This window comes from Aerococcus sanguinicola (assembly GCF_008726925.1).
Lineage (GTDB): Bacteria > Bacillota > Bacilli > Lactobacillales > Aerococcaceae > Aerococcus.
On sequence record NZ_VYWO01000006.1, the window covers coordinates 82,464 to 108,181 of the forward strand.

25 protein-coding genes are annotated in these 25,718 nt (G+C 47.2%); 3 read left to right on the forward strand and 22 right to left on the reverse strand.

What is annotated here, in order from left to right:
- Position 1: 1 nt before the first annotated feature.
- The 5 genes from F6I03_RS08505 to F6I03_RS08525 form a co-directional block, all read right to left on the reverse strand.
- Positions 2-613 (reverse strand): NADPH-dependent FMN reductase, encoded by a 612-nt coding sequence (locus F6I03_RS08505; protein ID WP_070620494.1) that lies wholly within the window; start codon positions 611-613, stop codon positions 2-4.
- Between the two features lie 338 nt (positions 614-951).
- On the reverse strand, positions 952-2,172 hold the full coding sequence (locus tag F6I03_RS08510; RefSeq protein WP_070431653.1) for a dicarboxylate/amino acid:cation symporter: 1,221 nt from the start codon (positions 2,170-2,172) through the stop codon (positions 952-954).
- Between the two features lie 102 nt (positions 2,173-2,274).
- Positions 2,275-3,219, reverse strand: a complete 945-nt coding sequence (locus F6I03_RS08515) for an L-threonine 3-dehydrogenase (protein ID WP_070431654.1) — start codon at positions 3,217-3,219, stop codon at positions 2,275-2,277.
- 9 nt (positions 3,220-3,228) lie between these two features.
- Positions 3,229-4,419 carry a glycine C-acetyltransferase gene (locus F6I03_RS08520; RefSeq protein WP_070431655.1) on the reverse strand — a complete coding sequence of 397 codons (1,191 nt, stop codon included), beginning with the start codon at positions 4,417-4,419 and terminating at the stop codon, positions 3,229-3,231.
- A 395-nt stretch (positions 4,420-4,814) separates the two neighbouring features.
- Positions 4,815-5,954, reverse strand: coding sequence for a glycerate kinase (locus F6I03_RS08525; RefSeq protein ID WP_070431656.1), 1,140 nt, complete (start codon positions 5,952-5,954; stop codon positions 4,815-4,817).
- 93 nt (positions 5,955-6,047) lie between these two features.
- Between F6I03_RS08525 and F6I03_RS08530 the strand changes: the two genes are divergently transcribed.
- The gene (locus F6I03_RS08530) at positions 6,048-7,349 is read left to right on the forward strand and encodes a GntP family permease (RefSeq protein WP_070431657.1); all 1,302 of its coding nucleotides are present in this window, start codon (positions 6,048-6,050) and stop codon (positions 7,347-7,349) included.
- Positions 7,350-7,430: 81 nt separating this feature from the next.
- On the opposite strand, the gene ftcD is transcribed toward F6I03_RS08530, so the two are convergent.
- The 10 genes from ftcD to F6I03_RS08580 form a co-directional block, all read right to left on the reverse strand.
- A complete protein-coding gene (ftcD, locus tag F6I03_RS08535) occupies positions 7,431-8,342 on the reverse strand; it encodes a glutamate formimidoyltransferase (protein ID WP_070698431.1) in 912 nt (303 codons plus the stop codon).
- Positions 8,343-8,443: 101 nt separating this feature from the next.
- Positions 8,444-8,860 carry a hypothetical protein gene (locus tag F6I03_RS08540; RefSeq protein WP_070431658.1) on the reverse strand — a complete coding sequence of 139 codons (417 nt, stop codon included), beginning with the start codon at positions 8,858-8,860 and terminating at the stop codon, positions 8,444-8,446.
- Positions 8,857-9,786 (reverse strand): homocysteine S-methyltransferase, encoded by a 930-nt coding sequence (mmuM, locus tag F6I03_RS08545; RefSeq protein ID WP_070431659.1) that lies wholly within the window; start codon positions 9,784-9,786, stop codon positions 8,857-8,859. Before mmuM ends, F6I03_RS08540 begins: the two co-directional genes overlap by 4 nt.
- A gap of 13 nt (positions 9,787-9,799) precedes the next feature.
- The gene (locus F6I03_RS08550; protein WP_070431660.1) at positions 9,800-10,243 is read right to left on the reverse strand and encodes a hypothetical protein; all 444 of its coding nucleotides are present in this window, start codon (positions 10,241-10,243) and stop codon (positions 9,800-9,802) included.
- Positions 10,244-10,258: 15 nt separating this feature from the next.
- Entirely contained in the window at positions 10,259-10,729 is a 471-nt protein-coding gene (locus F6I03_RS08555) for an OsmC family protein (protein ID WP_070431661.1), read from the reverse strand.
- A complete protein-coding gene (locus F6I03_RS08560) occupies positions 10,722-11,888 on the reverse strand; it encodes a cobalamin-independent methionine synthase II family protein (protein ID WP_070431662.1) in 1,167 nt (388 codons plus the stop codon). Before F6I03_RS08560 ends, F6I03_RS08555 begins: the two co-directional genes overlap by 8 nt.
- 72 nt (positions 11,889-11,960) lie before the next feature.
- Positions 11,961-12,782, reverse strand: a complete 822-nt coding sequence (locus F6I03_RS08565) for a phosphate/phosphite/phosphonate ABC transporter substrate-binding protein (RefSeq protein ID WP_070431663.1) — start codon at positions 12,780-12,782, stop codon at positions 11,961-11,963.
- 45 nt (positions 12,783-12,827) lie between these two features.
- Complete coding sequence (locus F6I03_RS08570) at positions 12,828-13,961, reverse strand: acyl-CoA dehydrogenase family protein (protein WP_070431664.1); 1,134 nt, start codon at positions 13,959-13,961, stop codon at positions 12,828-12,830.
- A gap of 538 nt (positions 13,962-14,499) precedes the next feature.
- Positions 14,500-15,591, reverse strand: a complete 1,092-nt coding sequence (locus tag F6I03_RS08575) for an anti-sigma factor domain-containing protein (RefSeq protein WP_070431665.1) — start codon at positions 15,589-15,591, stop codon at positions 14,500-14,502.
- 5 nt (positions 15,592-15,596) lie between these two features.
- Positions 15,597-16,226: a hypothetical protein gene (locus F6I03_RS08580; RefSeq protein ID WP_070431666.1), complete on the reverse strand. Its 630-nt coding sequence runs from the start codon at positions 16,224-16,226 to the stop codon at positions 15,597-15,599.
- Positions 16,227-16,597: 371 nt separating this feature from the next.
- Between F6I03_RS08580 and F6I03_RS09790 the strand changes: the two genes are divergently transcribed.
- On the forward strand, positions 16,598-17,944 hold the full coding sequence (locus F6I03_RS09790) for a CAP domain-containing protein (protein WP_070626149.1): 1,347 nt from the start codon (positions 16,598-16,600) through the stop codon (positions 17,942-17,944).
- 75 nt (positions 17,945-18,019) lie between these two features.
- Positions 18,020-18,829, forward strand: coding sequence for a hypothetical protein (locus F6I03_RS08590; protein ID WP_070431667.1), 810 nt, complete (start codon positions 18,020-18,022; stop codon positions 18,827-18,829).
- Between the two features lie 401 nt (positions 18,830-19,230).
- Here F6I03_RS08590 and F6I03_RS08595 read toward each other — a convergent pair whose 3' ends face one another.
- The 7 genes from F6I03_RS08595 to F6I03_RS08625 all read right to left on the reverse strand — a co-directional run bounded on the left by F6I03_RS08595 (position 19,231) and on the right by F6I03_RS08625 (position 25,697).
- Positions 19,231-19,875 carry a V-type ATP synthase subunit D gene (locus F6I03_RS08595; protein WP_070431668.1) on the reverse strand — a complete coding sequence of 215 codons (645 nt, stop codon included), beginning with the start codon at positions 19,873-19,875 and terminating at the stop codon, positions 19,231-19,233.
- 6 nt (positions 19,876-19,881) lie between these two features.
- Entirely contained in the window at positions 19,882-21,279 is a 1,398-nt protein-coding gene (locus F6I03_RS08600) for a V-type ATP synthase subunit B (protein WP_070431669.1), read from the reverse strand.
- A complete protein-coding gene (locus tag F6I03_RS08605; protein ID WP_070431670.1) occupies positions 21,279-23,057 on the reverse strand; it encodes a V-type ATP synthase subunit A in 1,779 nt (592 codons plus the stop codon). The genes F6I03_RS08600 and F6I03_RS08605 overlap by 1 nt, the downstream gene beginning before the upstream one ends.
- 44 nt (positions 23,058-23,101) lie before the next feature.
- Positions 23,102-23,413 (reverse strand): V-type ATP synthase subunit F, encoded by a 312-nt coding sequence (locus F6I03_RS08610; protein WP_067974159.1) that lies wholly within the window; start codon positions 23,411-23,413, stop codon positions 23,102-23,104.
- On the reverse strand, positions 23,403-24,404 hold the full coding sequence (locus F6I03_RS08615; protein WP_070431671.1) for a V-type ATPase subunit: 1,002 nt from the start codon (positions 24,402-24,404) through the stop codon (positions 23,403-23,405). Before F6I03_RS08615 ends, F6I03_RS08610 begins: the two co-directional genes overlap by 11 nt.
- A 15-nt stretch (positions 24,405-24,419) precedes the next feature.
- Positions 24,420-25,001 carry a V-type ATP synthase subunit E gene (locus F6I03_RS08620; RefSeq protein WP_070431672.1) on the reverse strand — a complete coding sequence of 194 codons (582 nt, stop codon included), beginning with the start codon at positions 24,999-25,001 and terminating at the stop codon, positions 24,420-24,422.
- A 213-nt stretch (positions 25,002-25,214) separates the two neighbouring features.
- The gene (locus F6I03_RS08625) at positions 25,215-25,697 is read right to left on the reverse strand and encodes a V-type ATP synthase subunit K (RefSeq protein ID WP_070431673.1); all 483 of its coding nucleotides are present in this window, start codon (positions 25,695-25,697) and stop codon (positions 25,215-25,217) included.
- Positions 25,698-25,718: the final 21 nt, after the last annotated feature.

Genomic DNA, 25,718 nt, shown 5'->3' on the forward strand with positions numbered 1-25,718 from the left:
CCTAGTCTACAATATCTTTCCAAGAAAAGCTTTCTTTCTTAGCCCGACGTGTCTTCTGTTCACTCGTTAACTTCTGGGTAATATCCACAAAGTGTAGGAATTCTTCGAAGACATCTTCTAATTCTGTCACTTTGTCTTCATAGACTAGCTTTCCTTCACTGTCAAAAGCATCCCCAGAACGTCCCAGCAAGAATTCTGAACTAGGCATCACGCGCGCCTGGATTTCTGGCGCATCCAAGATTTGGCGTAGGTGGGCTTGGGCCCGGGAAGAACCAAGCGAGCCGAGTGAAGCGCCGGTAATCATAACAGGCTTGTCAATTAAGGGTTGGACGCTGTAAGAGAACCACTCTAAGACACTCTTCAAGGCTGCGGTAATTGAGTGGTCATACTCAGGCGTTGAAATAATCACCCCGTCTGCTGCCTCAATCTTATCCGCTAAGTCTTGGATAGGGGCAGGCGCCGTCTTATCCTTAGGCTCGTTAAAGGCAGGACAGTCGGCAATTTCTAGAACCTCAATTTCAGCTTGGTCACTGAAATGCTTGGCCATAAACTGTAACAACTTTCGATTTGTGGACCGGTCGGAATTGGTCCCTACAATCGCTGCAAGCTTCATTCGAATAACCTCCATTTTTAGTCATAGATTCTTCTAGAGACTACCATTAATAAGATCCTATGTGAAAAATTAAGCAATGATCCAAGCCGGACTTTTCTCTTCATTTTCTCATTCCTCAAGCGTGAAAGGCCTAGCAATTCTCACTTCCCCATCAAGTTTTCTATAAATTTCACTTTTTACTAAGCAAAAAGTTTGTGAAAAGGCTATTATATCAACTCTTCATTTCTGAGCGCTCCATGATAAAATTTTTATTTACTCGAAAAGGCTTCTAGTCTTTAATATACAACATTTGTATCTAAAAAGAGGCTAGAAGCAAAACTTCTAACCTCGACTATTTATCACTCTTCAACACTAGAAGGTGGTGATTTAATTTTTTGACTGTGCATCCGATCAACAATTACTGCAATCGCATTATCCCCCGACACATTAGCAGCTGTACCAAAGCTATCTTGTGTGATATAGAGTGAAATCATCAATTGCTGCATGGTATCTGAGACGATGCCAACCATTGGAAGGAAGGGCAGGGCTGACATAATGGCGCCACCTGGTGCTCCAGGTGCTGCAACCATAGCTACTCCTAACATCATGATGAAGCCAAGCATCATAGTAAATGGATGTGGCATATCATACATTAGCAGGAGCGTCATCGAGCAACAAGTAATTGTAATCATTGATCCTGCTAAATGAATCGTCGCACATAGCGGAACAACAAAGTTCCGGATATCTTCAGATACTCCATTGTTTTTCGCTGCCTCTACATTAACAGGAATCGTAGCAGCAGACGACTGGGTCCCGACAGCTGTTACATAGCCGGGTATCTGATTTTTAATAAGGGTAATTGGATTTTTCCCAGCATATAGACCAGCAACTACAAACATCGCGCTCACATACAGTAAATGGAGAACTAAGACGACGATAAAGACCTTCCAGAAGACATTGAGGATGGTAAAGACAGAGCCTGTATAGGATAAGTTAGCGAAATTGCCGAAGATATAAAGCGGCAATAAGGGAATAATCAACTTAGCTAAAACCTGCATGATGATGTCACCAAAGTCACTGAAGCCTTCATAAAGTACCTGTCCCCGTCCTTTAGACTTTAGCCAAGAAATTCCTAATCCCATCATAAAGGCAAAGATAATAGCGCCCGTCACATCAAAAAACGGCTCTAAAGGTATCTCAAAAATCGGGGTCAGCCCCTCACCGGCCTCCGTTAATTTTTCGACTAGATCTGATGTAATAAAATAAGGGAATATTGTAATCGAAACTAGATAAGCTAAACTCCCCGCTATAAGCGTTGAGCCATAAGAAATCAATGCCGTCAAGCCTAATAGTTTTCCTGCCCCTTCACTTAAATCGGCAATTCCTTTAATCACTAAACCCAAAATCATAAAAGGAATAATGAAATTTAAAAAACTTGAGAAGATGGCTGAAAAAGTCACAAAAGCACGTAAGGCCCATTCTGGCACAAAATTTAGTTGACCGAAAATTACCCCCAATACGATAGCAATCAACAGTTTGGGAACGAGTCCTAATTTTCTTTTTTTGTTTTGTTCAGTCATAAGTCTTCCTCCAACCTTATAGAAAGCGTTTACATTACTTTTGATAAATCAAGGGAATGGGCAAAGGCTCATCCCCTCATCACTACTTCCCACTCTAGACGACTACTCAACTGATAATTTTTCCAACATATCTTTGGTCATTGCTGCTAAATCATAGTCTGGGCTAAAGTCCCATTCTTCCTGAGCAGCGCTCACATCTAAAGCGTTGGGCCAACTTTCAGCAATGCCTTGTCGAACGGGATCGACCTGATAATCTATCTTGAAGTCAGGAATATGTTTTCTAATTTCTGCTGCAATTTCCTCTGGTTCAAAGCTCATCGCACTGACATTAAAGGCATTGCGATGAACTAAGTTTTCAGCTGGTGCTTCCATTAATTTAATAATACAGTTAATGGCATCAGGCATGTACATCATATCCATATAGGTGCCTTTATCGATAAAGCTAGTATAAGACTTATTCTTAAGTGCTTCATAGAAAATTTCTACTGCATAGTCTGTGGTTCCTCCGCCTGGTAGGGCCTCATAGCTAATTAAACCGGGGAAACGTACCCCTCGTGTATCAACACCAAATTTAGTGAAATAATAATCACAAAGAATTTCCCCGCTCACCTTTGTCACGCCATACATCGTTGTTGGCCTTTGCAAAGTATCCTGAGGGGTTTGGTCCTTAGGTGTTTCTGGTCCAAAAGAACCAATGGAGCTTGGAGTAAAGAAGTGTAGGTCATATTGCCGAGCCACTTCTAAAGCATTGACTAGACCTCCCATATTTAAATCCCAGGCTAAGTTTGGCTTTTCTTCTGCGACTGCAGATAGCAGTGCTGCTAAATGAATCAGGCTATCAATCTCATATTTTTCAACTAAAGCACTCATCGCTTCACGGTCCATGACATCGAGTTCTTCAAACTGTCCCTCTTGGCAAACTGGAGACTGGTCATCACGACGAATATCGCTCGCTAACACATTATCTGTCCCATAGACTTCACGTAGTCTTAGCGTGAGGGCTGTTCCAATTTGACCCAAGGCACCTGTAATCAATATTCTCTTCATAGTAACCTCCTAAATGACACCAAGTTCTTTACCAACTTTTTCGTAAATACTTAAGACTTGATCGAGTTCTTCTTTCGTATGGGCGGCGGTTGGCATATTACGCACCCGCCCCGTCCCCCGTGGAACTGTTGGGAAGACGATGGATTTGGCATAAACGCCTTCTTCGATTAAGGCCGAGGAGAACTTCTGCGTGAGTTTCTCTTCCCCAATAATACATGGTGTGATTGGGGTCTCTGAATGACCAATATCGAAACCTAAATCCTTCAAGCCTTGTTTGAGGTAATTGCCGTTATCCCAAAGTTTATTTACGGCTTCATTAGACTCTGTCATGATATCAAAAGCTTTGATGCAGGCATTTGCCGCAGAAGGGGTAAGTGAAGTCGAGAAGAGGAAAGGCCGTGCCCTAACCTTAAGCCAATCAATAAGGTCTTTAGTTCCCGCAACATAGCCCCCAACAACACCAATGGCCTTGGACAAGGTCCCAATTTGAAAGTCAATTCGATCTTCTAAACCAAACTGTTTCACCGTCCCATGACCGTCGCCTGTCACACCTGAACCATGAGCATCATCGACATAGGTAATTAGATCGAACTCTTCAGCGATCTCTATACTTTCATCTAACTTCGCAATATCGCCATCCATGGAGAAAACACCGTCAGTGATGTACATAATCTTATCGTATTGTCCACTGTCTACAGCTTCTTTAGCCTTGGTCCGTAAGTCTTCCATATCTTGGTGTTTCACACGGATAATTTTGGCTCCAGATAAACGACAGCCATCAATGATTGACGCGTGGTTCAATTCATCAGACAATATGGCATCTTTCTTGCCCATAACAGCAGAAATTGCTCCCATATTACAATTAAAGCCCGACTGGAAGGCAATTGCTGCTTCAGTTCCTTTAAAGGAAGCGATTCTTTCCTCTAATTGGTTATGGATGGTCTGGGTACCATTAATTGTTCGAACGGCACCAGCCCCCACGCCATATTGCTTGGTCGCCTCAATAGCTGCTGCTTTTAAGCGGTCATCATTGGCGAAACCAAGATAATTATTCGAAGACATATTAATCAAAGTCTTCCCATTAATCTGAATCTCAGCACCATTGGGACCTTGGACTGTATCAATTTCGTTATATAGACCCTTTTCCCTTAAGTCTTGCAAATTCTCTTCGAGAAAATTTTCTAATACTTTACTTGTCATCTGATAACCAACCTTTCTATAAAAGCGCTTACATTTATCTTTTCGACACCAGTATACCAATTTTTATATAATATTCAATCTTATTCATAGCTATAACCAATAAATTATATTGCCTTATTCCTCTATGTGAATGAGATAACAAGTTTTATTTATCATAATTGTAAGCGTTTTCTATATTGACTTGTATTTATTTATGTGAAAATAATAAAAAGGTGCCAGCGCTAGCTTACTTTGAGAAAACTTTAACAAAACAAAAATTGTATTTCCACAAAATAGCAGCGCTGCACACTGATATAAAGAAAGTGACCAGACCATGACAGAACTATCAGGTGGCTTTGATTCTTTTTGGTTCCTTTATCGCCTTGATTAATCCTAAAATTTAAAATCGACTCGCACTAAGCCGTCACAAGCAAACGCATAATGTTCTCACAGCTCATTTCAAGATTTTTAGCGGTTTCAGCCAGGGCGGTCTCCAGAGATGTCGGTTCTCGCCCAATAGCAAAGAGGGCCTGGACGCCTTCGTCATAGAGGGCCTGAGCTCCGGGTCCTAATCGGCCAGCTAGGGCAATCACAGGGATTCCCGCTGCGCGTCCAATTCGGGCCACGCCCTGGGGTGTCTTGCCAAAAACGCTCTGACCATCTAGAGATCCTTCCCCCGTCAAAATATAGTCCGCATCTTGGCAATGCTGGGCGAGCTGGCTCTCGGCAATGACCAGGTCAATGCCGGGTTGGAGCTGGGCTCCGAGGAAGGCCATTAAGCCGGCCCCCAAGCCTCCAGCCGCGCCGCCTCCTGGGTAGTGGGCCAGGTCCCAATCGAGGGCGAGACCCCGCATGGCACAGGTAGCGACTTGGTTCAGATTACGGTCAAGGGCCTCCACCATGGCAGGATCTGCTCCCTTCTGCGGGCCAAAAATGGCCGCTGCCCCCTGGTCCCCTACTAAGGGATTGGTCACATCGGAAGCGACCAGAATCTCTGTCTGCTTGAGCCGGGGGTCTAGCTGGCTGAGGTCAATCTGAGCGAGGTCAGCTAAGGCCCCACCGCCCCATCCAAGCGACTGCCCCTGGTCATCGAGGAAGCGGGCACCCAGGGCCATGGCCATCCCCACGCCACCATCATTGGTCGCACTGCCGCCAATTCCTAGGATGACTTTGCGACAGCCTGCATCCAGGGCTGCTTGGATCAATTCACCAGTGCCATAGGTCGTGGTGTCCCAGGGATTACGCTCAGCCCGGTCTAGCAATTCCAGACCTGAAGCGGCGGCCATTTCAATCACAGCGGTCTCACCATCCGCCAGGCGCCCCCAGCTTGCCTGAAGCTTTTGCCTAGCCAGTGGGCCGGTTACCCAGGACTTCTCCAAGCTCCCTTCGCGAGCGGCTAAGAGGGCCTGGACGGTCCCTTCGCCCCCATCCGCCATGGGCAGGGAGAGAATCTCTGCTTGAGGACAGACCCGGCGGATGCCAGCCGCCATCGCCCGGCAGACTTCTTGGGCGGTTAAGGCCTCCTTAAAAGAATCGGGTGCAAGAACAATTTTCATATGATTACCTCCTCTAGTCAGTCTATGGTATCCTAATTATAAAAGCCCTTACACTATATTTCGAGTCCTAAGACCTAGAACGGAGGCTTCCCCATGTTTATCTCTAGCTTCGGCGCCCTAGCTGCCCTCTTCATTGCCCTTCTGCTCATCCTCAAAAAACTTCCCGCCCCCTATGCCCTCATGGTCGGGGCCTTAATTGGTGCCCTCTTAGGAGGTGCTAGTCTCAGCCAGGCCATAACGACTATGGTCGATGGAGCAGCCTCTATGATGAGCGCCATCCTCCGCATCCTGGCCTCTGGTGTCCTGGTAGGCTGCCTCGTTCAAACTGGAGCGGCCCGTCGGATTGCCCAGGCCATCGTCCAAGGGCTCGGTCAAAAGCGTGCTCTAGCTGCCCTGATCCTCGCTAGCCTCTTAATTTGTAGCATCGGCGTCTTTATTGACATCACCATAATTACTGTGGCCCCCATTGCCTTAGCCATCTGCCAACAGAGCCAGACCAGCAAGCAAGCCGCTCTCCTGGCCATGATTGGTGGGGCCAAGGCTGGAAATTTGATCTCACCGAACCCCAATACCCTAGCCGTTGCGTCTAGCTTCGGCCTGGAGCTCAGCCAGCTCATCCTCCAAAATCTCATCCCTGCCCTAGTGGCTGGTCTCGTGACCCTCCTCCTAGCCCAAAGCCTCAACCGCAAGCTAGAAAAAGCAAACCTTCCGACTGAGCAAGTTGCTCAATCAGAAAGCTCGACTAGCCAGACCGATCAATTATTAGAAGAAGCCCAGACAGACCAGGGACCGAGCTTACTAGCTGCCCTCCTCGGTCCTCTCACAGTGGTGGTCTTACTGGCCCTCCGCCCCCTAGTGGGCTTCAGTATTGATCCGATCCTGGCCCTGCCTCTGGGTGGGCTAGTCACTTTACTCGCCTGCCGAGAAGGTCAGCAGCTTATCTCCTACTGCCAATTTGGCCTGGACCAGGTCAAAGAAGTATGCCTGCTCTTGATTGGGACAGGGACAGTCGCCGGAATTATCAGCGCTTCCCAGCTCCAAGCTGATCTCAGCCAGCTCCTCCAATTCCTCCAACTCCCTCCCTTTCTTCTCGCCCCCTTATCTGGTCTCTTCATGGGAGCAGCCACAGCCTCAACCACGGCAGGGGCTAGCATCGCCAGTCAGAGCTTTGCCCCTAGTCTGATAGCCGCCCAAGTCCCTCCTCTACCAGCTGGTGGCATGCTCCACGCTGGGGCTACTGTCCTGGACTCTCTCCCCCACGGTTCCTTCTTCCATGCGACAGCCGGGAGCGTCCATTTGAACTTCCGCCAACGGATGGCCCTTATCCGCTATGAAGCCACTATCGGAGCCAGTGCCACATTGCTTGCTGTCCTAGCCTATCTCATAACCGCCTAAAAATAAAAAGCTATCCCGACTTTCTCCTCAGCTAAGCAAGTGCTCCTGAGCTTTCCAGAAAGAAAGGGATAGCTTTTTAAGTTAATTGATTAAGCCTTGTCTAAGTTTCTCCTCAAGAACCTGGTCCTTAGGGTCGAAGTCAGCTAATTGTAGGTAATAACTAGCCGCATCATAGAGGGCTTGGGCAGGGGCTAAGCCAATCAGCTCGGTCTCCAAGACAGGAACCCCATAGCGGGCCGCTTCCATGCGAACCATCTCTAAGATCCTGTAGAGGGGCAGACTATCCAGGTCTAGGATATTCATTGAGACTTGGACCAAATCACGGTCAGCCAAGCGCATCCCCAGTGCCTGGCAAGCAGGTAAGCCCCCACTCGATCCGCGCACTTTCTTAGCAATCGCCTGAGCGATCTCTAAGCGCTGGGTCGCCAGATTCACATTGAAAGCGACCATGGCTGGCCGCGCACCTACAGCTGCCATTCCAGCGCTCGGATGGGGAGCTTGGGGCCCATAATCCACCGGCCAGTCTGGCCCAGCTAATTTCTCCTCTAGCCCCTCATATTCCCCCCGGCGTATATCCGCTACACGGCGATGGGACGGTCGGCTGGCTGCCTCGCCATAGAGCATAACTGGCAGGTCAAAATCTCCTGCCAAGCGCTCAGCCAAGACTCTTGCCGTTCGACAAGCCAGGTCCATCTGCCCTTGACTAAGGGGAACAAAGGGACAGACATCCAAGGCCCCCATGCGCGGATGTTCCCCTTGGTGCTGGTTCATGTCAATCGCCTCAATAGCTAGGCCTGTCATGGCGAGCAGAGCCTTAATTAGCGATGCCGGCTCGCCTAAGAGAGAAAAGACTGACCGGTTATGGTCCACATCCGCTGAATAATCGAGCAAGGTCACGCCCGGCACCGACCGTCCAGCCTGGGCCAGGGCTTCTACAAGTTCTTGATCGCGCCCTTCAGAAAAATTTGGAACAGCTTCTAAGACATACACCATCATTGCCACCCTTTCTTGTGATTTCCCTCACTCTAACATAAATGAATGGAAAAAGTTACTTTTTAGCTAATTAGACCGCTAACTGTTGATAGTACGCCTAGCTATTCTGACATGGTCCGAGTTAATTTTAACGTATAAACATCCGCAAAATTAAAGGTAACAATAAAGAGCATACAGAAACTGACATTGAACATCGCATCAAATAATAAACGTTGCCAATTTCCCGTTGGATTCTGGAGGAGAAGGTCACACATGACTTGAAAGCCTATTACCACAAAACTCCCAAGCCCTAAATAGAGAATCCCTGCCTTTTTGCGAACGATGGCCTTACTCTTGACCATTATATAGATATCCGTTAGCACAATAAAAAGTGAGGTCATTACAGGAAAGAAGTAACCCATCCAAGTTGCCTTCAGAACATTTATTTGATGGAGATAGCTAAGAGCACACGCCAGCGCAGCCAGTATAAAGAGCACGGAAGTGATGGCTAAGGCTCGCTTTAAATCATTCGTCTTCACTTGGCGCCCTCCCCATGGAAGATTTCAGCCAGTCGCTTAATGTCTGAGGCATCGCTCCCACAGCAGCCGCCAATTAATCGGCAGCCTAAGTGACGCCAAGTTTCAGCTTCCTTAGTGAAAAGCTCTTTAAAATCAACCATGTCTCCTGTGAATTCTTTCTTCACGGGATCATAAGCCCCGAAACCATTCGGGTAAGCTAGCAGCGCTTTGGTTGCCTTTTGACCGACTTTTTCGAGGAAGGGACGGATCACTTGGGGTTTCACACAATTCGCCCCATAGGCAAGGATTTGGGGGTGGGCTTCCAATCTTGCTTGCAGGTCAGCATAGGGGTGCCCGTCACCTAGGTGGTCTGGATCGGACAAGGTGCTCGAAAAGTATGCCTTCATGTTCGGATATTCTTTCAATAAGTCGAGTAAGACGAAGGATTCCCGATAATTTGGAATCGTCTCAATCGCTAGGAGGTCAACTTCCTCTTCAGCGAATATATCAAAGCGTTCTTTATGGTGGGCATAATATTCTTCATCCGCTTGGTCATAGGCTCCTGTATATTCCGATAGATTCGAATACTGGACGCCATAGCAGGAAACACCTCCGGCAATAAATTTCTCCTGGTCAGCAGAGGAGTCTTGGCGGGCTTCTCTGGCTAAGCGACAAGCTAAACGGAGATAATCCTTACTTTCTTCGACAGTAAAGCCCATATTTTTAAAGATCCATGATGAGCAGAAATAAGTATCCGTTACAACCAGATTCGCCCCCGCATCAAAAAACTTACGGTGTGCCCTGCGCACCAAATCAGGGGCAGCCACTAAGCCAATCGCATTCCATATCGGATTGGACATGGTCAGGCCTTCCTCTTCTAGGGCTGTCGACATCCCGCCATCCAAAATCACGACATCTTCTTGGTCTAAAAATTCTTCAAAGTTCATTGGCTAATCCTCCTCAATAACGATCACGGATTTGGGCAAAGAGATCGATTAAATATAGCCCAGATATTTTAAAAGCGACGATAAACAAGGCGCAGAAGCTCAGATTGTACATGGCATCAAAGAAAATAAAATGCCCAACCGAAATGGTCAGCGTCAGCATCATGTCATAGAAGACTTGGAAACTTAGCACAAATAAGCCTGAAATGACCAGATAGAGCAAACCGGCTGATCGCACCTTGATATGGTTCATGTGGATCATAATTTGATAGTCTGTCCATAAGACAAAAGCTGTCATCACTAAAGCGAGTAAATTAAACAACCATAGATTAGCTAAGGCAGCCTCTGCTCCCCGAAAGAAGATAATGATAAAGGTCAGTAAACTCAACACATAGGGGAAGCTCGTTTGGATTAGAGCCGGTCTTAGCCAGCTATGATCGAAATCATGCGTTCGCTTCATCGGGTACCTCCTTTCTTATAGGACCCATTCCACGTCTAAATGAATGGGACTGGCTTGGTCGACTAAACGGTAGATGGGATTATAGGCTTGAGCTTGACGGATTTTTTGATTAATGACTTCAGGCTCGCCATCGGCATAATAGAAAAGTTTGATGGTAATAGCGGTTAAATCACTTGGCTCTTGGTAGCCCCGTACAGGAATTAGCCTTAAGGGATTGGTCAATTGCGCGTGGACCAAGCCTTCAATTTCATCCAATTCAATGCCGTCTGCTTTCAATTCACGAATTGTCGTTAGAATCACGGATGACAACAAACTCGATAAGAAATAAGAGACGCTTGAAAAACCTTCGAATTCATTATCGAAAGAAACAATTTGTTCGGCTTCTAAGGCCTTGCGATCCGTATATAACTTGACTTCCTTCAAGTCAGGGCAGGTGCCGCGCATACTTAATTCAAAAATTCTTGATTCATCCACTCTTTTAGCCATCGTACTCAGCTCGCAATTCATCTCTTACTTCTTTAAGCCGAGCCAGTTTGGCTTCAATATGACTGAAATCATTGACCGGCTTCTTAGCAAAGGTCGCAAAGCCACAGTCTGGATTGAGCGCAATCTGGTCTGCCGCCAGGTATTGTCTGACTTCAGCAACTCTTTGTTTGATCGCTTCCTTATCCTCCAAGACATCTTGGCGCGGATTCATGACGCCTAGGCCTAGGGTCGCCTCTTGGAAAATAGCGGGGTCGGCAAACAATGAGTCAATCTGACCCGCCCGATCAGTCGAATACTCCAGATAATAAATATCAGCCTGGACGGTCTTAAATAAATCTAAGAGCGGTGTATAAGATCCTGAAAGCAGGATACTCTCATCCCGGCTCCAATTCCCTCGGCAAACATGGAGGCCGATGCGGGATTGCTTGCGATCCACCGTTTCAAAGACACGACTTAAGAGCATCTTAGCGAATGCCAACTCCTCTGTTGGATCCTTCTTCTCCGATAATGAGGCACACATAAAGGTTCGCGTATGGCCAGGAGAGAAAACGACTTCTGTCAAGACGGGTTCATCGAATTGAATCACATCAACCCCCATCTTCTGGAGCTCAGCAATCTCTTCTGCGAAGACTTGGATGACATCTTCTGCTAAATCTTCCTTACTGGCGTAAGAACGGTCGGACAGCCCCTTCAACCACATCGACCGTGTCACCAGATAAGGACCTGGCAGGGTAATCTTCTTCTTACGGTCAGTTAAGCGATGGAGTGCCTCCAATTCTGGGCCAACGAGGCTACGTTTGCGTTGGACCTTGCCGACGCAAATGGCATTCTTAATGCTATTACTTGGAACATCCAAGACTTCTAGCATGTCTTCATAAGCCTTCTTATCCTCAATATAGGGGAGCATATCACTCATAGAGAGCATCTCAACGCCAACTAAGGCATCCGCAATAAAGGACACGTAATTGTCGCGTCCGAGTTCTCCGCTAGTGATATAGTCCACATCATAGGCTTCTTGTAAGGCAACAACTTTTGCTGTCTCCTGCTGAATTAACTCTTGGTAGTCTGCTTGTGACATCCTATCCTTGGCCAAATCCCGCCAAGCTTTTAGGATTTCCTTAGAGCGGGGCATCGACCCCATTAAAGAAATGTCGTACATCCACGCACCCTTCCTTTCTAATAAAAAAGGCTCAGGCCCTACTGCCTAAGCCTCTTTACATCTGCTTACCTTTTACTTATCAAAGAAGTTCATATAATCAACAGCCTGACGAATTTCTTCAAAATTATTGGTACGGCCTGGTAGCCATTCTTTGAGCCCTTCTAAGTCAAGGATTTCCTTATCTCTTTCCTTGCTATAGTCCATCGTTGCCAGAACATCAGAGAAGGCTTTGAGGTCTTCATCAGCTACATCTTGGTGGGCTGTAAAAATACAGTGGTCAAAAGAATTGGTCTTCCCTACCACTTCAAGTTGGCTACCATCCACTGTGCCATCCTTAACCCAAGCTTCGAAGTTAGGTTCAATGGCGAAGCCTGCAATATTTTCTCCAGCTTCCACCGATTTAATAGCGTCTAATTCGCCGCCTGTATGGTCGCCATCAAGGCCTACGCCAATATCATAGCGGACTTCTTCATAGTCCTGACCAAATTCCAAGCCGTTCTCTCTTAGGTATTGGATCGGAATTAAACGGGCTTGGGGGGAGTCAATCGCACCGAAGGCTACTTTTTTCCCTTTTAAGTCAGCAGGTGATTGGATGCCAGAGCCCTTCTTAGTCACTAATACCGTATGAAGATCGCGGTCTGTATCCCGCATGAGGCCATACTTGACCTGCCCGTCTGTCCGCAATTCCGCTTCCCGGTTGGCCAGAGGTGAATTCCAAGCTACATCAATTTCCTTATTCACTAAGGCATCAATTTGGTGACGGTAATCATCATAGAAAACCGGCTCAATCAATATCCCTTGGTCCTTATCTTCAATAAACTGGCGAATCATGTCCCAAATCACTGTAATCTTAGGATCATAAATTACGGCACCTACTTTTAATGTTTTTGTCATGTTATCTCCCTCCATATACTTAACGTTATATCATGTGTTCTAGCTTTAAGGAATATCTTGCCCCGTTAAGACGCTACCAATCCATTGGTGAAGGATATCCACACTTGGCGCCATCACTTGGCCGGCTAAGGCATCTGCTAAGTAGCGTGAGAAATTACGGAATTGGCTATAGGCACGGCCGCCACCAATTAGCATCCCTAAGCGTCCAGATTCAATCACGTTTTCGATTGCAATCACCCGAGCGGAAAGAATCTTAGCTAGAGCATCCTCATCCCCGTTGCGGGCTGCCAGTCCGGCCATTTGGCAAGCACTCACCCCTGCATTGGCATAGTTGTAAATCCGAGAAATATGCCGCTTAATGGTATCAACTTCAGATAAGTGAGAGCCATCAGGGAAGGTCCGATCCGTCGCATGCATGATGGCTTCATTAGAGATTGCCACATTCAAACCAGAATACACGGCAGCTAGCCCTTCAATAAACAAAGGTGCTACTAAGGTTAGAATCTGTTCCATCCCAGAACCTTCTTCACCTGTTCGATAATCGTCGCTTAGACGCACATTATCATAGTTCATTGGGCAGGACACGTTGGCTTTCAAACCAATACCATTCCAATAATCCATCTTGAAAGAAACCCCATCTGCGTCAAGAGGCACAATAAAGTTATCGGTATCTGCTTTACCTTCACCGGTCTTAGCGATCACCATATAGTAAGAAGCATAGGTAGCTGAAGTGACCATACTCTTACCACCATTGATCACCCAGTCTTCACCATCTTTTTGGGCACGCGTCTTGTCAGGGTAATAGAAATTAACCCCCGAACCCGATTCCGAATAGGCTAGGGCGAGAACTTTCCCTTCTTCTAATACTTCTTTGACAATTTTTTCCTTCATGCTATCCTTGGCCGCATTTAATACAATATTCAAGGCCACATTATGCATCATGTAAGTCAAGCCAATCGTTGCCGACTCTGTCGAAAATGCTCGAATAATTTCAGCATGGTCATAGATATCGCCACCCCAGCCTCCAAGTTCTTCGGGGATGATAAGCTTCAAGTAGCCGGCTTCAATCAAGTGGTCATAGACCTGGCTTGGGAATTCTCTTTTGCCTTCAATTTCATCGGCGTATGGTGCAATATGTTCTTCTGCAAATGCGAGTGCTTTCTTGTAATAATCTGTCATCATTTTGCCTTCTTTCTATTCATCGATTTCTTACATCGTTTACAGTTAGAGAAGAAGACTGAGTGGATTAGCTTGCTTGTCTGGACACGCCAAAAAAGCCCATCCTTGAGATGCGCCTGAGTGCCCTTGTCTCTTATTTAATTCTCCTGAGCTTTAGTCAATGGCTGACTATCCTCTGTCGCGCAGCGCTGTAGCTAGCCACTGGTTAAAACCCAGGAAAGCTTAAATAAGCCTTGCTTGAACCAAGCAATGACTTGATACACTCAGCGCTTCAATTGTCCATCTTGTAATCGCATGTAAACTACCATCCTTCCAACTTTATGAGACATCTAAAATCCTCTGAATCCCCCCTTTATCCCTATTGTTAGCGCTATTATAACACTCGTCACTCCTTTGTTCAATTTTACACAGGCTCCCAAAAAACAAAAGCTTATGATAGGAGCTTTCTTCACTCTAGCCCTTGCATAAAGCAAACAAATATTGTTCACATAATAAAAGCTCCCTGGCAGAAGGGAGCTTCTATCATGCATGGATTCACTTAATCATCATCGTCGTCCCAGTCGTCGTCATCCCAATCGTCATCGTCCCAGTCGTCATCATCATAATAAGGCTGGGGGGCTGGCGCAGGTGCCCGGTAAGAAGGCGCTGGGGCAGGTTGAGGCGCGGGCCTCGATGGAGCCGGAGCCGCTGGTTGTTGGGGCTGGTTAGCAGGTTGCCTTGGACTCGCTTCTGGCTGAGAAGATGGAGCGGAATTGCCGGATTGGTCTTCCTTAGCGTCCGAGGCTTGCTTGGCCTCTTCTTCTTTCTTTTGCTTCTCTTCTTTCTTCTTTTCCTCCTCTTCCTTGCGTTTGGCTTCTTCCTCTTTTTGCCGCTGGTCTTCATTGACAACATGGACATAATCACCATGTCCCTTCAAGCGGTCTTTCTTCTCTTGGTCTGACAGGTCGCGGCTTTCTTCGCGGCTCCAAATATCCAAGTCATAGTGGTCAATCAGATAGTCAGCCAAGGACTTGCCCTGGTCTTTGGCAGCTTGGTACTCACTATTCTCACCTTGGAGGAAGATGACGTCCCCATCATAACCGGATGCTTCATAGTAGTCACGAATTTGTTGGCGCACTTTGTCAGCCTGGTCTTCGGCTAGGCCTGTACTGGCGACCACCACATTCTGGTCATCCCCTAGACTTACTTCCTCTAGAATCGCCTTGATCTCTTCGTTTAGAGGCTGGCCGATATACTTGGCAGCGGCCTGGTCTTTACCCGAAGCATCTGCCAGGGATTGGATGGTCCCCTTGCTGTCTACTTCCACCTGGATACTTGGATTTCGGCCTAAACTGACGACTTCATCTTCCTGGTACCAGTTACTAGCTACTGTCGCCACGCCGACCACTAAGAGGGCCATGGCTGCCACTAGTACACCTGTTAACCAAGAGACTTGCTTGCGCTTACGCTTGGCCTTCAGCGGGACAGGCGCCGGCTTGGCTGCTTTTTGATAGCGGTCTTCCTCTGTAATATAGACCTGCTGGCCTACTGCCAGGCCATCTTTCAACCGGATACGGAGAACTTCCCCGGACCGTGACATGGCCAGGGCATAGTCGCTCCCCACTTCCAAAATAACAACTTCTTCAAACATTCCGCTCACCCCCTAATCCAATCCAAGATCGTGCGGTATTCCTTCACAAATACAACAATTACCGAAATAATAAAGGTCTTCGACCCCTTAATCACCTTCTCTGTCACATCAAAGGCCTGGCTCATCTTCCGAATGGGCAGGCGTTTCTTCGTGAAGAGGTGGTCGGTAATGCCCCGCCGCTTGCTGGAAGCTTCCGAAATATCAATGGCCCGTTCCCGCGTATCCTGGTGCTTGGGTGATTCGTCGGCTAATTTTTCTAAAGTAATTTCAAAATCAGCCAGGGCTTCCTTCCAAGCCTCGATCTCTAGCTTCATATCAGTTTGGGAGACCGGGCGTTCATCCTCCGGGTCAAAGCCCAATTCCTGCAAGTCATCCAGGGAAACTTCGGCTTGGCCCTTGTTTTCTCCCTGAAGATGGGTCAACACCCGACTCTTGATAACTAACTTGCAGAAAGCCAAAAAATGCCCCCGGTCTTCATCATAGCGGGAGATGGCCTCATCAAAAGCCATCAAGGCCACACTCAACGCATCATCATTGCCTACTTCAACATAACGTCCTGTTAATTCAGATACCGTCTTAATAATAAAACCAAAATGTTCTTGAATGAGCGCATTTCGTTCCTCTCGCGTCTCCATCACTTATCCCCTCATTCCTCCATAATCAGAGCCTCCGCCCTTAAGATAATATACAAATGCCCAAGAAAATTTAGGGCCTATTTTGTCCCACTATAGCAAAAAACTTCCCAATAAGCGATTGATAAGGCATTCTGCCATCTTATTTTGAACACCACTATTTTTTTAAAAAAAGGCCCTAAATTTTTGACCTGCCTCGTATTATATAGCAAGAAGGCCGAACTAAGTGCTCAATCCCGCTAAAAATCAAGTAAAAGAAAAATCTTTTTTAAAAAGGGCCCTAAATTTTGGGCCTAGCTTGTATTGTATAGCGAGAGGGCCAGAAGAAGCCTTCACACCAACTAAGAAATGAAACAAAGAAAGGAAATGATCACATGAAATTGGATAAAAAATTACTTATTGCCTTAGGACTTATTGGAGCAGGGAGCCTGGGAGTCAGCGAAACCGTCCAAGCGGATGACTTCGATGATGATTTCGATGATTACGAAGCTTATGAAAGCGACGATGATTGGGACGATTACGACGCCTATGACGACGATGATGACGACTATGACGATGACTGGGACGATTACGACAGCTATGATGACGATTATGACGACTACGATGATGACTGGGACGACGATGACGATGTTTATAGTGAAGCTTCTAACGCTTATGACGTCAATTTCGTCGCTTATGACAACGCTAGCGCTTCCGATGACGTTTATGATGAGGATTGGGACGATGATGCCTATGCAGCTAATGACGAAAGCTACGCCATCCCTGCTGACTGGGAGGACGATGATTTCAACGACTTGGATGACGACCAAGACGACGATGACGACGATTTTGACGACTTGGACGACGATCAAGACGACGATGATGACGATTTCGACGACTTAGATGACGATCAGGACGACGATGATGACGACGATTTCGACGACTTGGACGATGATCAAGACGATGATGACGACGATTTTGACGACTTGGATGACGATCAAGACGATAATGACGACGATCAGGACGACGATGATGACGATTTTGACGACTTAGATGACGACCAAGACGATGATGACGACGATTTCGACGACTTGGACGACGATCAAGACGACCAATTGAAGTCTAGTCGCCCTATTCCCGTTGAAAAGCCGATCGCTCTTCCAAGCGACCAAACAGTAGATCCCACTCAATTAAAGGCCAAGGAATCCTTGATTCCAACTGCTGAAGCTGCAAGCCAAAAAACAGACGCCAAGCGTCCAGAAGCCAAGCAAGAACAGCCAGGCAAGCCAAGTGCTGATGGGGTTACCCTAGCTAACCAAAGCACCACATCTTTAAGCCAGGCGATCAGCAAGCATTTCCATGACTTGGTCAACCAGGAACGGGCTCAACAAGGTCTCGCCCCTCTAGCTTACCAGGATAGTTATCAATTAGCGGCCGATACCCGGACCCAAGAGATTATTGATAGCTTCTCCCACACCCGTCCAAATGGCCAAGCCTTCTATACGGCCAATGGTTTTGAAGCGACTGGTGGCTATGTCGGCGAGAATATCCAACAGACTTATGCCAGCCCAGGCACTTCACCCGAAGCCATTGCCCAAGAACTCTTTAACAATTGGAAGAACAGCCCCGGCCACTATGCTAATATGATCGATGCGAATTACAAGGGCCAGTCACTCGGCTTAGAATTCATTGATAATGGGGACCATACCCTCATCTATTCTGCACAAATTCTCGGCCAATAATCCTTAGCGGCTGCTTTCTGGCGGGCTTTCATTTATAATAAGGCTAAGACTAGCGATAAAGGGAGGCCAGCGAGTGTGACTCAAACTAATCAGAAGAGCCAGGCTGCTAAGATTGACAAGGTAAAAAAACGAGCGCTAGAAGCCATGCGCCAGCCTTTTCATCAGAAGTCAGCCGAAGAAATTAAAGTGGAGATGCGACGCCAAGCCCACTATGGACTAGAAGTCTATGTCAGCCAATGGGGCGACACCCTGTCCCAACTGGCCCTGGCTTCTGGCCGGGATGTCGTCGACCTCGTCCACGATAATAACCTATCCTACCAAGACCGTCTGGACACAGCCAGCCTGGTTAAGGGGATTTTGGATGACCTGTCTGATGACAAGCCATCGGCCAAAAGCCAGGCTAGCGAGGGAGACCAGGTGGAGGCGAACGACCAAACTAAGTCTGACCCTAAACAAGAGACAGGTCTCCCAAGTATCCGCCTGAGCCCAGAACCAGCCCAGGGCATCGCGCCTGGTAGAAATGAGGACAAGACAAGCATGTTAACTCCATTATTCGACTTAATTAACCAAGAGCGGCAACGTTTAGGCCTCCATACCTTAAAAGAAACAAATGACCAGGGCGGCTTTATCCGGGCCCTGAATGACCAAGCCCTCCTCTACAGCTATCAAAATGCTGACCAAGACTTACTGACAGAAATCAAGCTTCAACTAGCGGATGGGGAAAGGGAGGATGACCAAATGGCAGAATCAGCCTGGTCTACCCTCAAAGACCAGCCCCTACTCTACCAACAAGTTACCCAAGCCCTCTACCGCAGCCACTATGCCAGCCTCCAAGCTAACCGCGATGGCTACGAACTGGTCTATGGCTTAAAAACATCTGAATAAAAAGGAAAGCACAGCTGATCGAAAGTTCAGCTGTGTTTTTTTGTTGAGATTGATCGAAGAGGTCTAGATTCATGTGTGTTGGAGATTGGTGGACGGCAGCAACTTGCGGATGGAGAGGGTGCTTTGCAAGTTGCAGGATATCAACTTGCAAACAGACCGGAGATTCACAAGTAGCTCAACGCCAACTCGCAAAGGAACCGGGAATTCGCAAGTTACGCATGGCCAAATCGCAAAGAAGGCCTCCATTCGCAAGTTAACTCGAAGCTACTTGCTAACGAAGGCTTCCTCTGCAAGTTCACTAATCACCGCTTAAATTCAATAGCGAAACGTCTGCTCACTAGCATCATCCCCAAATTTAAAATAAAAACCACCTGCCTCTTTCGCAGGTGGTTTTAACATGACTAGGCCTTCTCGCCCATATCTTTAACTTTGATCATCCGGGTCTTGGTTGACCGTTCGTCTTCTTCGAGCTTGGCTTCGATGTAGTCGATGGTTTCCTGGGTGTCAGGAATCATCCGGTACTCGAGGGCGTTTACCCGACGACGGGTACTTTCGATTTCATCTGCCATGAGCTGGCAGGTTTTTTCGATTTCACTGAGTTCGAGTAGGCGCGGCATCACTTGAGTCATGGTTTCAATAGCTTCGTCCAATTCGCTTGAGGTATTCAAGTAACCATAGGCAAATTTTTCATTTTCACTTTCTTGCTCTTCGGAATAGTGGAACTGCATCTTAGGGACGTCAACGCTCATGATGTTTTCCTTGTGCATTTCCAAAGAGACTTCTTTGGTTGGAATTGCGACGAGTTCATCGATGAAGGCTTGGTTCATCAATGACGACGCAAGGACAAAATTTTGAAGGGCGCCGGAGAGTTGGGCTTCAACTTCCTCGCGCAATTCGTTATTTTGGCGGATTAAATCGATAAATTGACGCATAAGTTCGTCTTGCTTATCTTTGAGTAATTTATGTCCGCGTGTCGCTACGTCTAAACTTTTCTTCAGGTTGCGCAATTCCATCCGCGTCGGTTTGACATTTAACGCGTTGGCCATTTAGCATCACGCTCCTTCAGATTCAGTTTCAGCGTCTTCTGGATAGTATTTCTCAATCAGTTTGTCGTTGATCCGAGTCAATTCAGATTTCGGCAAGATCGCGAGGAGTTCCCAAGCTAGGTCGAGGGTTTCGAAGATGTCACGGTTGGTGTTGAAACCTTGGTTAACATATTCTTCTTCGAAGCGTTCGGTAAACTTGAGGTAGAGCTTGTCGGTGTCAGAAAGAGCAGAGTCCCCGAGTACAACCGCCAATTCCTTAGCTTCCTTACCCTTGGCATAAGCTGAGAATAACTGGTTCATGGTGTTAGCGTGGTCTTCACGTGTCTTACCTTCCCCAGTCCCCTTGTCTTTCAGACGGGAGAGGGATGGCAGAACGTTAATTGGTGGGCGAACCCCATTGTTGTAGAGTTCGTGGTCTAAGATAATCTGACCTTCTGTGATATACCCCGTCAAGTCAGGAATTGGGTGGGTAATATCATCTTCTGGCATGGTCAAGATTGGAATCTGAGTCACTGAACCCTTAGCGCCACGGATTCGTCCGGCACGCTCATAAAGGGTTGATAGGTTGGTATAGAGATAACCTGGATAACCCCGACGACCAGGAACTTCACGACGGGCAGCGGATACTTCACGCAGGGCCTCGCAGTAGTTGGTCATGTCGGTCATGATAACCAGGACGTGCATGTCCTTCTCATAAGCCAGGTATTCCGCAGCGGTTAAGGCAATCTTAGGGGTTGCCAAACGTTCGATGGCGGGGTCATTGGCTAAGTTGATGAACATGACAGAACGGTCAATCGCTCCGGTTTCACGGAAGGAGTTTTCGAAGAATTTCGCTTCCTCGAAGGTAACCCCCATCGCAGCGAAAACTACCGCAAACTGTTCATTGTCATTTAGCACGCTGGCTTGACGAGCAATCTGAGCCGCTAATTCTTGGTGGGGGAGACCAGAACCTGAGAAGATCGGCAACTTTTGCCCACGGACCAAGGTATTCATGTGGTCAATGGTCGAGATACCCGTTTGGATAAATTCATCCGGATAGTCACGGGCCATTGGGTTAATGGCTGTCCCGTTAATATCACGCATTTCATCCGGGATAATCGCAGGACCTCCATCATTGATATTGCCCAGACCGTCAAAGGCCCGACCAATCATGTCTTCGGATACGCCGAATTCAAGTGGGCGCCCCTTGAAGCGAACCTTGGTATCGCGTAAGTTAACGCCAGCACCGCCCCCATAAATTTGGACAACGGCACGGTCTTCTTGGATTTCTAGGACTTGGCCTACCCGGCTTTCGCCAGTCTGCATTTGGATTTCAACCAATTCATCGTAGCCGACTCCCTCAACATCATCAACAATCATCAGAGGGCCGTAGACATCTGTTACGGATTTATATTCTTTTAACATTATTCAGCCCCTCCCTTTTGTACAAGATCACGCATGGCAGGATTAATCTCGTCCTTCAATTGGTCTAATTGATCGAGGTCATCTTCATGGGTATATTTCATCCGTGAGATGCGCTCGCGAATGTTTTGCGTCCCCTTCATGATTTCGTCATAGTAAGCACCGAGCTCCATTGCTTCACGCGCTTCCTGTTCGAAGGTTAAGATAATGTCTAACATCTTGAATTGCTTGTCAAAAGATGTCGTCGCATCGACATCATCGAAGGAGTTCTGTTGCAAGTAAGCTTCACGAATCATAGCTGCTACAGCTAAGGTTAAGCGGTCACGTTCAGACAAGGAGTCAATCCCGACTAAACGAACAATTTCTTGCAAGCCGTCTTCTTCTTGAAGTGTCGACATGGCGCTGCTGACCATTTTTTGCCAATTGGTGTCTGTGGCTTCTGAGATTCCTTGGGTCACATCGTCAAGATAGAGTGAGTAGGACTCTAACCAGTTAATGGCTGGGAAGTGGCGTTGTTGGGACAAGCTAGAATCCAGACCCCAGTATACCTTCACGACGCGGAGGGTATTTTGGGTAACTGGTTCAGAGGTATCCCCGCCTGGAGGTGAAACCGCACCAATCGCTGTAACGGCACCGGTCCGGCCTTCGCTCCCTTGAACTTCAACAATACCGGCACGTTCATAGTATTCGGCAATCCGTGAACCCAAGTAGGCAGGATAACCTTCGTCCCCTGGCATTTCTTCCAGACGACCAGACATTTCACGGAGCGCTTCGGCCCAACGTGAGGTAGAGTCTGCCATGATAGCGACTGAGTAGCCCATGTCGCGGAAGTATTCCGCAATGGTAATCCCGGTATAGATTGAGGCTTCACGCGCCGCAACCGGCATATTGGAGGTATTGGCAATCAATACGGTCCGCTCCATGATGGACTTGCCCGTATTCGGGTCGATCAATTCTGGGAATTCGTTAACAACGTCCGTCATCTCATTCCCACGTTCCCCACAGCCCACATAAACCACAACATCCGCATCTGCGAATTTAGCGATTTGGTGTTGGAGAACTGTCTTACCTGCACCGAATGGCCCTGGGATAGCAGCGGCACCCCCCTTGGTGATCGGGAAGAAGGTATCAACTACCCGCTGGCCGGTGGTCATAATACTATCTGGTAATAATTTCTTCTTGAATGGGCGTCCAATACGAACAGGCCATCTTTGAGAGAGGCCATAGCCCTTCTCTTCACCGTGTTCATCGCGGATGACATAGACCGTATCATCTAAGTCATAGTCGCCAGAAGCAATCTTAGCAATCGTTCCTTTGACCCCATTTTGAACCATGATCCGGTGTTCAATGACTTCACCTTCTTGGACGGTCCCGACGATGTCACCAGCTTCAACGCTGTCACCTTCTTGGACAGTGGCTTCGAAATGCCATTTCTTCTCACGGTCAAGTGGGTCAACATGGGCCCCGCGTACCAAGTAATTGGAGCCTGTTTCTTCCATAAAGTCTTCGAGTGGGCGTTGGATCCCATCGAACATACGTGTCAAAAGTCCTGGACCGAGTTCTACTGATAAGAGCTCCCCGGTTGGGCGCACTTCTTCTCCTGGGGTTAGCCCAGAAGTTTCTTCATAAACCTGGATAGACGCTACATCACCGTGCATTTCGATGATTTCGCCCATGAGGTTCAAGTCGCCGACGTAGCAGATTTCCTGAACGGCAGCGTCTTCCATACCGGAAGCTTTAATCAGTGGACCAGAAACTTCTACTATTTTCCCTGATTTCAAATCTTTTCCTCCCTCTAATGGTTGTTTCACTGAGATGGCTGGACTTAGAGGATATTCTGTCCGACAGCCTTCTCAACATTATCTTGGACACGCTTCTTCCCAATGCCGAGACTTCCCTTGTGAGAAGGGATTAAAATCACAGCAGGTACGACTTGGGTGTCGTAGTGGGAGATGGTGTCTGGTATCTGTTCAGCGATCGTTTCGGTAAGATAGATGATACCGTATTCGTTCTTTGCTAATTCATCGACTTGCTTACGGGCTTCCTGGCCGTCATTAACGGGGAAGGCGTCGAAGCCGATTAATTGAAAAGGAATCACGACATCTTTTTCACCGACGACTGCAATTTTATGAGCCATAGATAGGTCGCATCCTTTCCTTGATTGCTTGTTCGTCTAAGTCATTGGCCTTGCCGACTAAGATCAAGCGGATATTGGTAATTTCATTCTCTTTGAAATACAAGTAAGCTAGGGCTGGTAGGGGGCCGAATGCCTCCAATTGGGCCAGCTTCATTTCTTCTGCTTCCGTTTCTTCAATCCGACCTTCTAATTCCACCACATTGGTAGTGCCATCTTCATGCAAGGCATTGCCGAGGTTGCCCCCGTAAATTAGGGACTTGTAGGCCTGGGAAATCGCCGCATGGTTGTGAGAAACGGCATAGTCGATAATTTCATCGCTATCTAGGGTTCCCTTGTCACTCAATACGGCCCGCATAAAGCCCTTAGACCGGCCTTGTTGGATCGCACGGATGAGCATGGACAGGTTGGCAAAGTCAATCGTCATATCGGCCACCCGGTCCACACCTGGATCATCGATTTCATCCGCTAATTCCCGCATATTATCGAGATAGGCAGAGTCTAAGATGATCGAGATGGCATCGTAAGAATGGTAGTTCTCAAAATTCTCGCGCACATCGCGGATGCCTTGGATCATGGATTGGTCGAAACCTTCACCATCTCCGGTACGCACGGCCCGGCGCAAGCTTTCAATGCTGTGGCGGCCGATGGGCAGGTAGATATCCGAGAAGTCACGCTCTGCATACCACTCCTTGAAGAGCACCTTCAAATTATGGTATTCGTAACGCAAGGCGTAGAAGTCAACTACCCGTGGATCTGGTGTACTTGCATAGAGGTCATTATAGGCCCGACGCAAGTCCGCCATCAGGAAAGCATCGAAATCTCTTGTCTCTTCAATGTCTTCTGGCAAGTGGTAGTCTGTCTTCCGTAAGACATTGAGGGCCTCACTTAAAGAAGTTGCCTGTAACATGGCGTTGTAGTCCGACGCTTGCAAAAGACTGGTCTCTTGGACGCGGACGGAAACATTCAACCCAGCATATGCTGTATTTTCCATTTCGACAACTCCTTTCTAATTAAATGCGCGTTTGGAAATTTCGGCAGAAAGAGCTTCCTCTTGTTCCTCAATGATTTGGTCAAAAGTAAAGTTGTAATCCATCCCCTCTTGGGAGAGAATGAAGCCGCCTTGACCGCGCAAGCTTTGGTCAGCGCCTTGCAATTGTGGGAATTCACTCTGCAATGCGGCTAAACCTTGCTCGGTCAATTGTTTTTCTGATTGGGATCCAAGCTGTAAAACAGTGGCTTGGTCTGAATTTAATTGTGATAGAGCACCTTTGACAAATTCGATAAACTCATTCTCTGGAAGTTCAGTCAGTCTTGTCACAGCTTCTGTATAAACGTCCTGGATTAAGTCTTGCTTCTTAGCTAAGACTTGGTTACGCATTTGGTTATTATAACCTTGCTTCTTCCGGTCCAGGTTACGTGCCGCTTGGTCTTCAAGAGATGCCTTCTTATCTTCGGCATCTTTTTGGATGCGTTTTTCACGAGCTGCGGTCTCTTGTTCAAGCTTTTCCTTGCCTGATTTGAACTTCGCATCTTCTTCCTGGCTAATCTTAGCGAGGACATCCTGAGTTAGATTTTGAATGGTTGCCATACAGTGCCTCCTTTCCTCTATAGATTGTCTGCTCAATGGTAATGGGCTGGAAAATATTTTCCAGCTTGCTTTAGGCTGTGAGCCTTTTTTAAAACCTGTTCCAAAAGTCAGCCCTGACCTCCACTTCACAAACTACGTCCGATTGTTTTCCAAAAATCTGCCGTAGTTTGCTCCAGTGATTCAGGGCTAAACGACTTTTGTCACACTCTATTTCTAGCCTTGGATTTGTAGGACTAAGAGTAGAGACATAACGAAAGCCAAGATTGCGTAAGTTTCTACCATTACGGCATAAACAATAGCGTTTGATACGTTTTCTGGACGTTTCGCTAAGATTTGCATACCTGCTGCTGCGGTTTGACCTTGGTATTTAGCTGAGATCCAACCAACAATCCCAATAGGAAGGGCTGCCATTAAGTAGAGGAAACCTTGTTGTAAGGATAAGTCATTCCCTAATTGTAAGTAGATCATGAAACCAACCACGAAGCCGTATAAACCTTGGGTACCAGGTAAGAGCTGTAAGATCAGTGATTGGGCGAATTTTTCAGGTTGGTCCTTAACGAGGGCGGCAGCGGACTGACCGGCTTCACCAACACCGCGGGCAGAACCCATACCTGAGAACATTACGGCAACTGCTACGCCTAGCATAGCGAAGATTGCCCCACCATTTTCAACAAAAAAGCTTAACCAATTTTCCATTAGAATACCTCCGTATTATAT